Below are 16,125 nucleotides of genomic sequence, written 5' to 3'. Positions count from 1 at the left end.
CTTTATGTTTTATAGTCAGCAAGAACTAAAATATAGAATTCTGCCGATACTTGTACTATTATAAGTGAAGAGACATAATAAAACAAGGAAATCGAGGAATTTCTGAATATTTTATAAAGATACTGGAATTTTTTTGTGGCTATGATAAAATGAATGCTATAAAAAGGAAAACGAGGTTGGTTAATATTGAAAAAAAATAACTTAGAGAAAAAGACAGAAAAAAAACAAGAAGTAAAACGTATTCCAACAACGAGATATACACCGAATCCAGAGCAAGGACTGACTTCACAACAAGTGCAGGAACACAGGTTGCATGGATGGACAAACAGGGCGGTAGATCCACCATCAAAGACAACTCGTGATATTATTCATGAGAATGTATTTACGTATTTTAACTTGATTTTCTTGATTTTGGCAATATTGTTGTGTCTTGTCGGTTCATTTCGAAATCTGACATTTTTACCGGTTATTATTGCTAACACGTTAATAGGAATTATACAGGAGATCCGAGCAAAAAAGGTACTGGATAATCTGACGATGCTTAATGCACCGCATGCAATGGTTATAAGAGATGGAAAACAAAGCCTGGTAGATGCAGAAAAATTAGTGCTCGACGATATTGTGGTTTTTAAAGCAGGAAATCAGATTTGTGCAGATGCTGAAGTATGTTTAGGTACTGTACAGGTTAATGAATCTCTTTTGACAGGAGAAGCGGACGAGATTACAAAACAGCCGGGAGACATATTGATGTCTGGAAGCTTTATTGTATCGGGAGAATGTCGGGCTCGTTTGGATAAAGTAGGAGAGGATTCTTACATTTCAAAATTGACTTTGCAGGCAAAAGAGATGCAGGACAGCGAACAATCAGAGATGATACGTGCTCTGGATAAATTAGTACTGGTTGCCGGAATTGCAATTATTCCAATTGGAATCCTTTTATTTGTACAGGCTTTCTTTTTTCAAGGGGAAGGATTTCGTTCTAGCGTAACATCTATGGTCGCAGCAGTAATTGGAATGATCCCAGAAGGATTGTATTTGCTTGCTAGTGTGGCATTAGCAGTTAGTGCCATGCGTCTTGCTACAAAGAAGGTTCTGCTTCATGATATGAAGTGTATCGAAACACTTGCCCGTGTAAATGTACTTTGTGTAGATAAAACAGGAACAATCACAGATAATACAATGGAAGTTCGGGAGTTTAAACCGACAGATGAATATGATAAAGAGACTATGGCACCTCTTAGTCAGCTGATTGGAGATTTTGCTGCGGCAATGGATAGAGATAACATTACGATGGAAGCAATTAAAAGGAGTTTTCCACATGCTTCTGGACGCAAACCGATTTCAAAAACGGGATTTTCATCAGCAACAAAGTATAGTAGTGTTACATTTGAAGACGAAGCATATGTATTAGGCGCACCAGAGTTTGTTTTGAAAGAAGCGTATGAAAAATATGAGGAAGACATTGAAAGTTATGCCGCTAAGGGGCTGCGAGTTCTGGTATTTGGAACATATGATGGAGAAATAGATGGAAATGAATTGGCAAAACCAATTTGCCCATTAGGATATTTGATGCTGGCAAATCCAATCCGTAAAGCTGCAAAAGAAACCTTTTCATATTTTGCAGAGCAAGGAGTTGAAGTGAAAGTTATTTCCGGGGATAATCCACGTACAGTGTCGGAGGTTGCCAAAGAAGCCGGGGTAGAAGGCGCAGAACGCTATATCGATGCATCTACACTCAAAGATGAAGAAGAAATGAGAGATGCAGTATTAAAATATAATGTATTTGGACGAGTTACTCCGAATCAAAAGAGGCAGTTTGTTCAGATGTTGAAGGATGCAGGAAAAACAGTAGCCATGACAGGAGATGGTGTCAATGATGTACTTGCATTGAAGGATGCAGACTGCAGTATTGCGATGGCATCAGGAAGTGATGCAGCGGCACAAGCATCCCAGCTTGTGTTACTGGAATCAGATTTTTCGTGTATGCCACAGGTTGTATTGGAAGGACGTCGTGTTGTAAATAATATTCAGCGTTCGGCAAGCTTGTTCCTTGTGAAGAATATTTTCTCATTTTTATTGTCGATGTTCTCTGTGGTATTTATGATTACTTATCCATTGGAACCATCACAGATTTCTTTGATCAGTATGTTTACGATTGGTGTTCCGGCTTTCTTCCTTGCATTGGAGCCAAACAAAAATATTATCAAAGGTCATTTCCTTACAAATGTGTTCTTGAAAGCATTACCGGCAGCATTGACAGATGTCCTGGCGGTAGGGGCTTTGGTGATATTTGGACAGACTTTTGGTGTGGATTCAAAAGATATTTCGACTGCAGCAACGATGCTGCTTGCAATAGTCGGATTTATGATTTTGTTTAAGATTAGTGCACCAATGAATAAATTACGTGTTGGAATTCTTATGGGGTGTATCGCAGGGCTATTGTTCTGCAGTGTATATCTTCATAGACTGTTTGCAATCACAGGAATGTCTGTAAAATGCATTATGTTGTTTGTAGTATTTTCAATTGCAACAGAATCAGCATTTAGATTTTTGACAATTCTTGTAGATAAAACAAGGTTTTATTATTTGCGACTTCGTGGAAAAGCGACGGAATGATTATAAATGAAAGCTGCTGACTTATAGAGCATAAGTCAGCAGCTTTTTTAAGTGATGATGAAATTGTTTGTTTTCGTTGTTTAATTTCATTCGTTCTGAACTGGTTTTGTTCTGAGCTAAATAAACATCATATTGTGCAAGAAGTGTTTGATGATCTGGATATACACCCTGCCCCCATTGAATCAACAGCCAGTTCATTGTTTCAGAATTCCAGTATTGCATGGGAATATTAGCAGTTTTTAATGTTGTAATATATTTTAAGGCTTCGATAGACAAATGTTCTAATTCAGCATTCAAAGCAGGTGATTCAAATTCTTTGTTTCCAAATTTTTCCAGTATTTTAATTGGAATGCTTTTTCGTTTGGACTCTCGTTGGATAAGCATAGAACTTTTTGTAACAATTTCATTTAGTCTTTGTGCAGCATTCCAATAAGTTACAAAAGAGTCTGCTTCAGGTTTTTTCTTTGCTTGTTTTGCTTCTTCTTCCATATTAAATGTACGGAAAACACGTTTCTTTCCACCACCTAATTCTAAATCATAGGCCTTCCTTTTTTCCTGATTCGATAATATTCGATAAGCCTCGAGGATTTCCTGCATCTGGGCAGTGGTATCGATATCTGTATGCATATTGGCATCCGGATGATACACTTTTGCCAATGCGTTTTTAGCAGCTGTAATTTCTTCTAAACTGGCGTCTCGGGAAACGCCAAGTATATGATAATATGTGCGTTTTGCCATAAGTTCTCCTTGATTGTTAATAAATACCTAGTTATTTATTGTAAGGCAAGAAATAAAAAAAATCAACTGTTTAAGCAACATGAAAGTAGAAAGAAAGTAATTTTTTTAGACAATCCCAGAAGCTGGCTTTATCACTAGAAACAGCAGCCAGAATTTGGATTCGTCCTATTTCTTCTCCGTTTAATTTATAAATCAAATTTCCAACGGAATCTCCTTTTTGGATAGGTGCGTGCAGTTCTTTTTTTAATTCTAAGTGCTTTGTTATAGCCGATAGATTTTGTCCATTAGTATCGAGATATTGAAATGTAGTTTTGTATTTGCAAGGAATGTTTTCTTTTACACCGCCAATTATTTTTATTTTTCCGAGTTTAGGAGGCGAATAATCTTTATAAATCTGGCAGGAGGCAAACCCATAATTTAATAAGGTGACAGCATCTTGAAAACGAGTTTTAGAATTGTCGGCACCAAGAATCACGGCAATTAATTCGATATCATTTTTTTTGGCAGTTGCAGAGACACAAAACTTTGCTAATCCTGTGGAGCCGGTTTTCAGGCCAGTGGCATATTCATATTGACGAATTAGTTTGTTAGTGTTAGTGAGTCCGAATTCAGATGTTCCCTTACGCGTTGTATGAGTTATGTTTTCCATCCAGATAGTACAATAATCATGAATCTGAGGATATTTCGTAATCAGTTCCTTTGACATGAGTGCAATGTCCCGTGCGCTTGTTTCATGACCATCTGCATCCAGTCCGTTACAGTTGATGAATGTGGTGTGGTTCATACCTAATTCTTTTGCACGTTGATTCATTTGTCGGACAAATTCTTCCTCGCTGCCGCAAATATATTCCGCCATGCATACACATGCGTCATTTGCACTTGCGACAGAAATGCATTTTAGCATGGTATCTACACTTTGGGTTTCACCAACCTCTAAAAATACTTGAGAACCTCCCATAGAAGCGGCATGTTCTGAAACAGGCACAGTATCATCTAAGTGTATTTTTCCTTCTTCCAAAGCGTCAAAAATCAGAAGCATTGTCATGATTTTCGTTACACTGGCAGGCGGACGTGGTGTATCGGGATCTTTTTCGTAAAGGATAGTTCCGGTAGATGCCTCCATTAAGATTGCAGAAGGCGCATGTAATTCAATGTTGGCGAGTATTTTGGAATTTTTTGGATTTTCTTTGGCAAAAAGGATGAAATTATGATTTCCTATTACGAGGATTATCAATCCTAGAATCAGACAAAAACTTCGTAGAAATAATATTTTTTTGTTTTTCAATGGACACACACCATAAAACTATTTAATCTATTTATATTCATATCCTGTTTTAGTAATTCGAATATATTATCTCAAAATATTGATGATCTAATCAAAACAATATTGCGGGAATGGTTCATATATTGCGGAAACTCAAGGATTGCAATAGTTGAATTCCAAAAAGAAAAATGTTAATATAAAATGGATTGGGCATATTTGTCGTATAAAAATGAAAAATTATTAAGATAATAGGAAACGAGGAAACATAACATATGTGGAAAATGTGGTTTTGTATAGTTATTCTGTTATTAATAGCGAGCGTGTTTGCTGAGGTTGAAAGAGAATTACACACATTTTGTATTACGAGATACAAAGTACTGTCACCAAAATGGAATGGTGAAAAAAGCGGTAAAATCATATTTTTGAGTGACCTCCACAATCATGAGTACGGCTTACATAATAAGAAACTGATCGATAAGATAAGGATGGAAAATCCAGAGCTGATTTTAATTGGAGGAGATATTCTGGTCGGAAAAGAAGATATCTCATATGAATCAGCAGCAAAATTCGTGGAAGCAATCTGTAAGATTGCACCGGTGTATTATGCAAATGGAAATCATGAACAACGTATGAAAGAAAAGCCGGAAAAATATGGAAATGCATTTGTTGGATATAAAAAACGATTACTTGATGCAGGAGTTTGTTTTTTGGAAAATGAAAGTGCAGAAGTAGAGTTGGATGGAAATAAATTGTCTTTGACAGGCTTGGAATTACGGATGGAAGTATATGAAAAGATGAAAACTCATAAGGTGACTAAAGGTGATATAGCACAGAAGGTTGGTCCGGCAAAGCAGGAAGAGATTCAGATATTGCTGGCACATAATCCGGAATATATGGAGGCGTACCAGGCATGGGGGGCAGATATTACTTTGTCCGGGCATTTGCATGGAGGTTTGATTTGTCTTCCGAATGGTAAAAGTGTAATAACACCGCAATTTCATCTTTTTCCAAAGCATGCAGGAGAGATGAAAGTCAAAGGGAATCAGACAGCAATCGTAAGTCGTGGTCTGGGAACACATACAGTCAATATTCGGTTGTTTAATCCGGCAGAATTGATCGTATTTCAAATAAGTAAACAGTAAAGAGAGAATATATATGGGGATTCCTATAAAATTAGAGGTGTTTGAGGGACCGTTAGATTTGCTTTTGCACCTGATTGATAAAAACAAAGTAGATATTTACGATATTCCAATTGTTGAAATTACAAATCAGTATATGGAATATATACATCAGATGCAAAGAGAAGATCTTAATATTATGAGTGAATTTTTGCTGATGGCTGCTACATTATTAGATATAAAATGCAAAATGTTGCTTCCAAAGGAAGTAAACGAAGAAGGCGAGGAAGAAGATCCGCGTCAAGAGCTTGTGGAACAATTACTACAATATAAAATGTATAAATATATGGCTTATGAGCTAAAAGATAGGGAAATGGATTCGGAGTATATTATGTATAAGAATCCGTCAGTTCCTGATGAAATTTTAAAATATGAAGAGCCGGTTGATTTAGATTTGCTATTGGGAGATTTGAATCTGCAGAGATTACATAAAATTTTCGAAGAAGTCATGAAGCGGCAGGAGCGAAAAATTGATCCTATTCGAAGTAAATTTGGAAAAATAGAAAAAGAAGAGGTTCCCCTTCCGGATAAGATGGCTTATGTAGAATCTTATGCAAGAACACATGGCAGGTTTAGTTTCCGACAATTATTGAAGGAACAAAAAAGCAAGATGCATGTGGTAGTAACCTTTCTTGCGATTTTAGAAATGATGAAGAGCGGAATGATCAAGGTAGAGCAGGAAGAGACTTGTGGTGAGATTATCATAGAGTCTCAAATACAGGAGTGTTAATAAAATGAAAAAAGAAAAGGAACTTCAGGGGGCGATAGAAGCAATTCTTTTTACAATGGGAGAATCTGTTGAGCTAAATAAGATTGCACGTGCAATTGAACAGGATGAAGATACAACGTTGGAATTGATACATAAATTGATGAAACGATATGAAGCAAAGGATCGAGGAATTCGGATTATCGAGTTAGATCATGCGTTTCAGATGTGTACCAAAAAAGAAGCTTATGAATATTTAATTCGTGTTGCAAGACAACCGAAGAAACATGTTTTAACGGATGTATTATTGGAAACTATGTCTATTATAGCGTATAAACAGCCGGTTACAAAAATTGAGATTGAAAAAATCAGAGGTGTGAAATCAGATCATGCAGTTAATAAGCTTGTTGAGTATGGTTTGGCAGAGGAGGTTGGAAGGTTAGATGCTCCGGGACGTCCTATTTTATTTGGAACAACAGAAGAATTTTTGCGGAGATTTTGTGTACAGTCTTTAGATGAACTTCCGATGCTTAATACAGATCAAATTGAGCAGTTTAAAGAAGAGGCAGAAGATGAAGCGGAACTGAAATTGAATTTGTAAAGTGGATTCGTTTGTATAGTTGTAATTTGCAAGACATATAGCAAATAGACCGGCATATAATAGTTAATAAATAATGTCGGGTGAATTTATGATGCTGAAGAAAAATAGAATATTAAACAAAAAGAGAGCCATGGAGGTGTTGATGCTTGCATCGATATTTATCATTGGCTTTTATTTTTTGTGGGATTTTATCTGCTCAAATGAAGAAAATTATTCTGTTCCGATGTGTATGGTGAATGAAACGGAGGTGTATACTACTAGAAAAATACAAAATACAAAAGAAACAGAAGCATCTGAAAAAAGTAAGATTCAGGAACCGCATGATTTATATGCTCAATCTGCGGTGCTCATGGATGCAAAAAGCGGAAGAATATTGTTTGAAAAAAATGGAGGACAAAAACGTGCGATGGCAAGCACAACAAAGATTATGACCTGCATTCTTGCATTAGAATATGGTGATTTGGATGATGTTGTTATAGCAAGTTCAAATGCAGTAAATCAGCCTAAAGTACGATTGGGAGTTGTCGAAGGAGAAAAAATTTTGTTGAGGGATTTGTTATATTCATTGATGTTGGAATCCCATAATGATGCGGCGGTCATGATTGCAGAACATATTGGAGGCAGTGTGGAGGGTTTTGCAGATATGATGAATCAAAAAGCACAAAGCTTAGGATGTAAAAATACTTATTTTATTACACCAAATGGATTAGATGCTTCAGACAAAAACGGAAGTCATCAGACAACAGCGGAAGAACTTGCACGAATCATGAAATATTGCATACAGGATTCAGCACAGGCAAAACAGTTTGTGGCAATATCACAGACAGAAACACATCACTTTGAAGATTGCTCACATGTATACAAGTATATATGCAATAATCATAACGCATTTTTGAAAATGATGGAGGGTGCAATAGCAGGGAAAACAGGATTTACGGGTGAGGCAGGATATTGTTATGTAGGAGCTTTGGAACAAAATAATAAAAAATTAATTGTTGCACTTTTAGGTTGTGGCTGGCCAAATAACAAGGGCTATAAATGGCAGGATACACGTAAATTGATACAATATGGATTGGACTCATTTGAATATGTTATGATAGGAAAGGAAAACATTTCAAAAGAATTGGCAGATATTAAAATTCCAGTTGTAAATGGAGTTCCGGATAATGGGAAAATAAGTGGAAAATCGTATACAAAAGTGTGGATGAAATATATGGAAGATGGAGAAAATACAGATTCAGCAGAGTTGGAACAGCTTTTGGTTCGGAAAGATCAAAAAGTACATTTGCAAATTGTACTGAAAAAACAGTTATATGCACCGGTTGAAGCAAAAACAGAAGTGGGAGAAATACAGTACTTATTAGATGGAAATGTCGTAAAAAGACAAACGCTGATAGTAAAAAATGCCATTGAAAGGAGAAATTATAAATGGTGTGCAAGGAAAACAGTGGAAAACTTCCTATTATAATAGTAATGTGAATTGAAATTGTAATAACGTGAAAATTAAGAAACGTGTGAAAAAAATGACAAAATATGTATTTTGTTGATTGAAATTTAGATAAGAGTGGTTTATACTAGAATAGGCAAAAATTTTGGTTTATTTTAAAAATATTTACAATATGGAGGGCTAGAATATGAGCTACAATGCAACTGGAAACCCAGCAAGCAGAAGAATTGCCGCAATGCTTGATCAGGGAAGCTTTGTTGAAATCGGTGGTGCTGTAACAGCAAGAAATACAGATTTTAACTTACAGACAAAAGAAACTCCGTCTGACGGCGTTATTACCGGTTATGGAGTGATCGATGGCAATCTTGTGTATGTATACAGTCAGGATGCTACAGTGTTAAAGGGTGCTATCGGAGAGATGCATGCAAAAAAAATCGCAAATATTTATGATATGGCAATGAAGATGGGAGCACCTGTGATCGGTCTTGTAGATTGTGCAGGACTTAGACTTCAGGAAGCAACAGACGCACTAGAGGCATTTGGAAGCCTGTATCATAAACAGGCAATGGCTTCAGGTGTTGTACCACAGATCACAGCAATCTTTGGAATGTGTGGTGGCGGATTGGCAGTTGTTCCAGGACTTACAGATTTTACATTTATGGAAAGCAAAGAAGGAAAGCTTTTTGTAAATTCACCAAATGCTTTGGAAGGAAACGAAGTTTCTAAATGTGATACAGCAAGTGCTGCATATCAGAGTGAGACAGCAGGTCTTGTTGATGGAATTGGAACAGAGGCAGAAATCCTTGGACAGATCCGTACATTGATTAGCATGATCCCAGCAAATAATGAAGATGATGCTTCATATGAAGAGTGTACAGATGATCTGAACCGTGTTTGTTCTGATCTTGCAAACGCAGCAGAAGACACAGGTATTGCACTTGCAACAATCGCTGACAACAATGTATTCTTTGAGACAAAAAAAGATTATGCAAAAGAGATGGTAACAGGATTTATCCGTCTGAATGGTATGACAGTCGGAGCTGTTGCAAATCGTTCTAAAGTATATGACGCTGAAGGAAATGCAGAAAGCTTTGATGCAGTTCTTACAGTTGACGGATGCAAGAAAGCAACAGACTTCATCAACTTCTGTGATGCATTCTCTATCCCGGTACTTACATTGACAAGTGTGACAGGATTTGAGGCGACAAAAGAAGCTGAGAAAGATATGGCAAGAAGTGTTGCAAAACTCACATATGCATTTGCAAATGCAACAGTTCCAAAAGTAAACGTAATCGTAGGTAAAGCATTCGGAAGTGCTTATGTTGCAATGAATAGTAAATCAATCGGAGCAGATATGGTATTTGCATGGCCAACAGCAGAAGTTGGAATGATGGATGCAACTATGGCTGCTAAGATCATGTATGAAGGTGCTGACGCAGATACATTGAAAGAGAAAGCAGCAGAGTATAAAGAACTTCAGTCAAGCCCAATGTCTGCAGCAAGAAGAGGATATGTTGATGCAATCATTGAAGCAGCAGATACAAGAAAATATGTAATCGGAGCATTCGAGATGTTGTTCACAAAGAGAGAGGATCGTCCGGACAAAAAACACGGTACGGTTTAGTGAGGTGAGGCAAAGTGAAGAAAAAATTCAGTTTATTAGGACTTGTCCTCATTTTAGTCTTGAGTCTTGTAGGATGTGGAAGCAAGGCTAGTGAAGAGGCAGAATATGATCAGGCTACGATGGAACAGTATGCTGACACAATCGTTACAAGTTTCAGTAATATGTCCGAGGAGAATCTGGATCAGTTTGCTGACATGTCAGACCTCGAATTGAATCTGACATTGATGCAGTCAGGTCTTCCAATCGAAGCAGATGATTTTAAATCTATGATTGATGCTTGGAAAGCAGGTTTGGATGAGTGCGGTACAATCTCAGATCTTGGGGATTATGAGCTGACAGTAAAGAGCAGCAGCGCTACATTGACTGTACCATTCAAAGGCGAAACAAGAGATGGTGACCTGGAATTCACATTTGACGAGAAGATGAACATGGACAGCATCACAGTCAATGGCCACTATGGCATGGCTGAGATTTTGAAAAAAGCAGGACTTAACACATTGTTAGGTATGGGAACTGTATTTGTTGTATTGATCTTTATCTCATTTATCATTTCCCTGTTTAAATTTATTCCTGCAATTCAGAATAAGTTTAGTAAAAAACCACAGGCTGAAACAAAGAAGGAAACTTCTGCAGCAGCACCGGCACCAGTTGAAGTGGTACCGGCAACAGATGATAGTGAGCTTATTGCTGTAATTTCAGCAGCAATCGCAGCATCAGAGGGAACTTCAACAGATGGTTTTGTTGTTCGTTCTATTAAGAGAAGAAAATCCAATAAGTGGAGTTAATCAGGAGGATACAAGAATGAAAAACTATACAATTACAGTAAATGGCAATGTATATGACGTAACAGTAGAAGAAAAAGGTGCAGGAGCAGCACCAGTTGCAGCAGCACCTGTAGCAGCAACACCAGTTGCAGCACCTGCAGCAGCACCAGCTAAAGCGGCAGGAGCAGGAAGCATCCAGGTTAAAGCAGGAGCAGCAGGTAAAGTATTTAAAGTAGAAGCAAGCGTTGGACAGAAAGTAGAAGCTGGTGATGCAGTAGTTATCATTGAAGCTATGAAGATGGAAATCCCAGTAGTTGCCCCAGAGGCTGGTACAGTTGCTAGTATTGATGTAGCAGTAGGAGACGCCGTAGAATCAGGAGCAGTTTTAGCTACATTAAACTAGTTAGACCAGGAGGTTTGAAAAATGGAATATATTTCAAATACGCTATCGAACCTCGTGCAGCAGACGGCATTTATGAATCTTACATTTGGTAACCTGATCATGATTGCAGTTGCATGTGTGTTCTTATATTTAGCAATCAGACATGGCTTTGAGCCGTTGCTGCTTGTTCCAATCGCATTTGGTATGTTGCTTGTTAATATCTATCCGGATATTATGCTTCATGCAGAAGATGCGGCAAATGGAACAGGTGGACTTCTTTATTACTTTTATGTATTAGATGAGTGGTCAATTCTTCCATCATTGATTTTCCTTGGTGTTGGAGCAATGACAGATTTCGGACCATTGATCGCTAACCCAAAGAGTTTCCTTCTTGGAGCAGCAGCACAGTTTGGTATTTTTGCAGCTTATCTTGGAGCTATGGCTATGGGATTCTCTGATAAAGCAGCAGCAGCAATTTCTATCATCGGTGGAGCTGATGGACCAACATCCATCTTCCTTGCAGGTAAATTGTCACAGACTGCAATTATGGGACCAATCGCGGTAGCAGCATATTCATATATGTCATTGGTACCAATTATCCAGCCACCAATTATGAAGCTCCTTACAACAGAGAAAGAGCGTAAAATTAAAATGGAACAGCTCCGTCCGGTATCAAAATTGGAGAGAATTTTGTTCCCAATTATTGTTACAATCGTAGTATGTACAATTCTTCCAACAACAGCTCCATTGGTTGGTATGCTGATGCTTGGTAACCTGTTCAAAGAATCAGGTGTTGTTAGACAGCTTTCTGATACAGCTTCTAACGCATTGATGTACATCGTTGTTATCTTGCTTGGTACATCAGTAGGTGCTACAACAAGTGCGGAAGCATTTTTGAACTGGGATACAATCAAAATTGTAATTCTTGGTTTGATCGCATTTGCATTTGGTACCGCAGCAGGTGTTGTCTTTGGTAAGATTATGTGTAAGGCTACAGGTGGAAAAGTAAATCCGCTGATTGGTTCAGCAGGTGTATCTGCCGTTCCTATGGCAGCACGTGTTTCTCAGAAAGTTGGTGCAGAAGCAGATCCTACAAACTTCTTGCTGATGCATGCAATGGGACCAAACGTTGCCGGAGTTATCGGTACAGCAGTTGCAGCCGGAACATTTATGGCCATCTTCGGTGTGAAGTAGAATATTAGTGGAGGACAAATACAATGGCAGAAGTTGTAAAAAAACCAGTTAAAATTACAGAAACAATTCTGCGTGATGCTCATCAGTCTCTGATTGCTACAAGAATGACAACAGAACAGATGCTGCCAATCGTAGAGAAAATGGATAAAGTCGGATACCATGCAGTAGAGTGTTGGGGAGGAGCTACATTTGATGCTTCCCTTCGTTTCTTAAAAGAAGATCCATGGGAGAGACTTCGTAAATTCAGAGATGGATTTAAAAATACAAAATTACAGATGTTATTCCGTGGACAGAATATCCTTGGATATCGTCCATATGCAGATGATGTTGTAGAATATTTCGTTCAGAAATCTGTTGCAAACGGAATTGATATCATTCGTATTTTCGATTGTATGAATGATATCCGTAACTTACAGACAGCAGTTACAGCAGCAAACAAAGAAAAAGCACATGCTCAGGTAGCAATGTCTTATACATTGGGTGATGCTTATACACTGGAATACTGGAAAGATCTTGCGAAGAGAATCGAGGATATGGGTGCAAACTCTATCTGTGTTAAAGATATGGCAGGTCTTCTTGTACCTTACAAAGCAACAGAACTTGTACAGGCATTAAAAGATACAGTAAATATTCCGATCGAGATGCATACACATTACACATCTGGTGTTGCATCAATGACATATTTGAAATCTGTAGAGGCAGGTGCTGACATTATTGATACAGCAATTTCTCCATTTGCAATGGGAACATCACAGCCGGCTACAGAGGTTATGGTTGAGACATTTAAGGGAACAGAGTATGACACAGGCTTAGATCAGACATTACTTTCTGAGATTGCTGATTACTTCAGACCTATTCGTGATGAAGCGTTAGACAGTGGTCTGCTCAATCCAAAGAACCTTGGTGTAAATATCAAGACTCTTCTTTACCAGGTACCAGGCGGTATGCTTTCAAACCTGACATCACAGCTTGCTGAGCAGGGAGCAGAGGACAAGTTCTATGATGTATTGGAAGAAGTACCACGCGTACGTAAAGATCTTGGTGAGCCACCACTTGTAACACCTTCTTCACAGATTGTTGGTACACAGGCTGTATTCAATGTATTGATGGGTGAACGTTATAAAATGGCTACAAAAGAAACAAAAGATGTTCTTGCTGGAAAATATGGAAAGACTGCAAAACCGGTTAATCCAGAAGTACAGAAGAAAGTTATCGGAGAGGATGCGGAAATCATTACATGCCGTCCGGCAGATTTGATTCCTGATGAGCTTGATACACTTCGTAAAGAGTGTGCACAGTACATTCAGCAGGATGAAGATGTATTGACATATGCATTATTCCCACAGGTAGCTATTGATTTCTTTAAATACAGAGAAGCACAGCAGACAAAAGTAGATGCAACAGTTGCAGATACAGAAAATGGAGCATATCCAGTATAAGAATAAGTAAAATATCAGGGTCGCTTTCGGTTCGAAAGGGACCCTTTTTCTTTGGAGAGAAATATAGGAAATACAGACAAATATTTTAATTGGTAAAAAAGCAAAGAAATATGTTATAATAAAAATAGTGTGGTTCAGGCTTGATAAAACATTATATCAGCTGGGAGATGACTCCCACCTCTATAGGTGGTGAGAAACAAGCTGGTATCAGTGGGGGAGTCAATCCCCCATCTGATATAGCCTCCGGCAGGATTGCAGAGGTGCGCAGTAGAAGTATGTCATGCAATTGCATGACGCGCACCTCGCAGCAAGAATGCCGAGGCATTCTTGAATAGAATAGATTTGCCCGAAACGGGAATGAAAGAGAGGTAATTGAAATGAATCAGATTGCAGACAGAATTGCAAATTTCCAAGAGCTTATGAAGAAGCATAAAATAGACGCATATATTGTTCCGACAGCAGATTATCATCAGAGCGAATATGTGGGGGATTATTTTAAAGAACGCGAATTTTTAACTGGCTTTACCGGATCAGCAGGAACTGCAGTTGTAACAAAAAATAGTGCATACTTGTGGACTGATGGACGTTATTTCTTACAGGCAGCTACACAGTTAAAAGGAACAGGAGTCCAACTGATGAAGATGGGAGAACCGGAAGTTCCTACAATTGAGGAGTTTTTAAAAGCAGAATTAAAAGAAAATGAAGTTCTCGGATTTGACGGAAGAACCATTGGGGAACAAGAAGGTGAACAGTTTGCTGAAATCGTAGAAGAAAAGAATGGAAATATTGTATATGAATATGATTTGTTAGGAGAACTTTGGAGTAATCGACCAGAGATGTCAAAGAAACCAGCATTTTTACTTCCGTTGAATTACGCAGGCGAAAGTGTAGAATCAAAACTTACAAGAGTACGTAAGGTGATGAAAGAACACAAGGCAACAATGCAGATTCTGGCAAGCCTGGATGATATTGATTGGATGCTTAATATACGTGGTGATGATGTAGAATATTCTCCATTGTTGTTAAGTTATGCAATTGTTAAAATGGACGAAGTGGAATTGTATGTAGATGCGGAAAAATTAGATGAGGAACTAAAAAAGCATTTACAAGATAGCCATGTAAAAGTATATGCATATGATTCTATTTATCAGAGAGTGAAAGAAATATCTGAAAACGAGACTGTAATGGTAGATCCAAGACAGGTGAATTATGCTTTGTTTAATAACATTCCAAAGGAAGTTAAAGTTGTAAAAGAAGAAAATCCAATTATTCTAATGAAGGCGGTTAAGAACGATATAGAAGTTGAGAATATTCGAAATGCACATATAAAAGATGGAGTGGCTCATACAAAATACATGTATTGGCTGAAAAAACATGTCGGAAAAGAAAAAATTACAGAAATTAGTGCTTCAGATAAACTGGCAGCCTTTCGTGCAGAGCAGGAAGGATATTTGTGGCCAAGTTTTGGACCAATCAGTGCATATAAAGAGCATGGTGCAATCGTTCATTATTCTGCAACAGAGGAAACTGATGTGGAATTAAGACCAGAAGGATTGCTGCTTAGTGATACAGGCGGAAACTATTGGGAAGGATCGACAGATATTACGAGAACAATAGCTCTTGGAGAGGTGTCGGCTGAGGAAAAACGTCATTTCACAACAGTGGCAATTAGTATGCTGAAATTGGCTGAAACTACATTTTTGTATGGTTGTACAGGAATGAATCTTGATTGTATTGCACGTGAACCATTCTGGCGTCAACATTTAAACTATAATCATGGAACAGGACATGGAGTTGGATATTTAGCAAACATTCATGAGGAACCACAGCGCTTCCAATGGAAGTTCAATCAAGACAACAATCATCCGTTAGAAGAGCACATGGTGATTACAGATGAGCCGGGATTGTATATTGAAGGCTCTCATGGTGTGCGAATTGAAAATGAATTGCTGGTAAAGAAAGATGTGTCAAATGAATATGGTCAGTTTATGAAATTTGAGATCTTGACTTTTGTTCCAATCGATCTGGATGCGATTGATGCAACAATTATGACAACAGAAGAAAAAGAACTGTTAAATGCATATCATAAAGATGTTTATAGTATAGTTTCTCCGTATTTAAACGATGAAGAAAAAGAATGGCTTAAGCTTTATACAAGAGAAGTTTAAATAA

13 protein-coding genes are annotated in these 16,125 nt (G+C 37.8%); 11 read left to right on the top strand and 2 right to left on the bottom strand.

Annotated elements, in window-relative coordinates:
* Positions 1-186: 186 nt before the first annotated feature.
* Positions 187-2,616, top strand: a complete 2,430-nt coding sequence (locus tag LQE94_RS02230; RefSeq protein ID WP_186864861.1) for a cation-translocating P-type ATPase — start codon at positions 187-189, stop codon at positions 2,614-2,616.
* 21 nt (positions 2,617-2,637) lie between these two features.
* Here LQE94_RS02230 and LQE94_RS02225 read toward each other — a convergent pair whose 3' ends face one another.
* Both LQE94_RS02225 and LQE94_RS02220 read right to left on the bottom strand, forming a co-directional pair.
* Complete coding sequence (locus LQE94_RS02225; protein WP_118737008.1) at positions 2,638-3,354, bottom strand: J domain-containing protein; 717 nt, start codon at positions 3,352-3,354, stop codon at positions 2,638-2,640.
* Between the two features lie 70 nt (positions 3,355-3,424).
* Entirely contained in the window at positions 3,425-4,555 is a 1,131-nt protein-coding gene (locus LQE94_RS02220; protein ID WP_240577011.1) for a D-alanyl-D-alanine carboxypeptidase family protein, read from the bottom strand.
* Between the two features lie 335 nt (positions 4,556-4,890).
* Between LQE94_RS02220 and LQE94_RS02215 the strand changes: the two genes are divergently transcribed.
* The 10 genes from LQE94_RS02215 to LQE94_RS02170 all read left to right on the top strand — a co-directional run bounded on the left by LQE94_RS02215 (position 4,891) and on the right by LQE94_RS02170 (position 16,121).
* The gene (locus tag LQE94_RS02215) at positions 4,891-5,760 is read left to right on the top strand and encodes a metallophosphoesterase (RefSeq protein ID WP_240576892.1); all 870 of its coding nucleotides are present in this window, start codon (positions 4,891-4,893) and stop codon (positions 5,758-5,760) included.
* A 13-nt stretch (positions 5,761-5,773) separates the two neighbouring features.
* Positions 5,774-6,526, top strand: coding sequence for a segregation and condensation protein A (locus LQE94_RS02210; protein WP_240576891.1), 753 nt, complete (start codon positions 5,774-5,776; stop codon positions 6,524-6,526).
* A gap of 4 nt (positions 6,527-6,530) precedes the next feature.
* The gene (gene scpB / locus LQE94_RS02205; RefSeq protein ID WP_118723738.1) at positions 6,531-7,103 is read left to right on the top strand and encodes an SMC-Scp complex subunit ScpB; all 573 of its coding nucleotides are present in this window, start codon (positions 6,531-6,533) and stop codon (positions 7,101-7,103) included.
* A gap of 88 nt (positions 7,104-7,191) precedes the next feature.
* Positions 7,192-8,571, top strand: coding sequence for a D-alanyl-D-alanine carboxypeptidase family protein (locus tag LQE94_RS02200; RefSeq protein WP_240576890.1), 1,380 nt, complete (start codon positions 7,192-7,194; stop codon positions 8,569-8,571).
* A gap of 166 nt (positions 8,572-8,737) precedes the next feature.
* Positions 8,738-10,174 carry an acyl-CoA carboxylase subunit beta gene (locus LQE94_RS02195; RefSeq protein ID WP_186864862.1) on the top strand — a complete coding sequence of 479 codons (1,437 nt, stop codon included), beginning with the start codon at positions 8,738-8,740 and terminating at the stop codon, positions 10,172-10,174.
* Positions 10,175-10,188: 14 nt separating this feature from the next.
* The gene (locus LQE94_RS02190; RefSeq protein ID WP_118737005.1) at positions 10,189-10,959 is read left to right on the top strand and encodes an OadG family transporter subunit; all 771 of its coding nucleotides are present in this window, start codon (positions 10,189-10,191) and stop codon (positions 10,957-10,959) included.
* A 16-nt stretch (positions 10,960-10,975) separates the two neighbouring features.
* Positions 10,976-11,341 carry a biotin/lipoyl-containing protein gene (locus LQE94_RS02185; RefSeq protein ID WP_022076471.1) on the top strand — a complete coding sequence of 122 codons (366 nt, stop codon included), beginning with the start codon at positions 10,976-10,978 and terminating at the stop codon, positions 11,339-11,341.
* A 21-nt stretch (positions 11,342-11,362) separates the two neighbouring features.
* The gene (locus tag LQE94_RS02180; RefSeq protein WP_022076470.1) at positions 11,363-12,514 is read left to right on the top strand and encodes a sodium ion-translocating decarboxylase subunit beta; all 1,152 of its coding nucleotides are present in this window, start codon (positions 11,363-11,365) and stop codon (positions 12,512-12,514) included.
* Positions 12,515-12,537: 23 nt separating this feature from the next.
* On the top strand, positions 12,538-13,953 hold the full coding sequence (locus LQE94_RS02175) for an oxaloacetate decarboxylase subunit alpha (RefSeq protein ID WP_022076469.1): 1,416 nt from the start codon (positions 12,538-12,540) through the stop codon (positions 13,951-13,953).
* 377 nt (positions 13,954-14,330) lie between these two features.
* Positions 14,331-16,121 (top strand): aminopeptidase P family N-terminal domain-containing protein, encoded by a 1,791-nt coding sequence (locus LQE94_RS02170; RefSeq protein WP_240576889.1) that lies wholly within the window; start codon positions 14,331-14,333, stop codon positions 16,119-16,121.
* Positions 16,122-16,125: the final 4 nt, after the last annotated feature.

The organism is Mediterraneibacter sp. NSJ-151 (assembly GCF_022487435.1).
Taxonomy (GTDB): Bacteria; Bacillota; Clostridia; order Lachnospirales; family Lachnospiraceae; genus Schaedlerella; species Schaedlerella hominis.
Note: the sequence above shows the minus strand (reverse complement) of the source record. Positions and strands in the feature narration are given on the sequence as shown.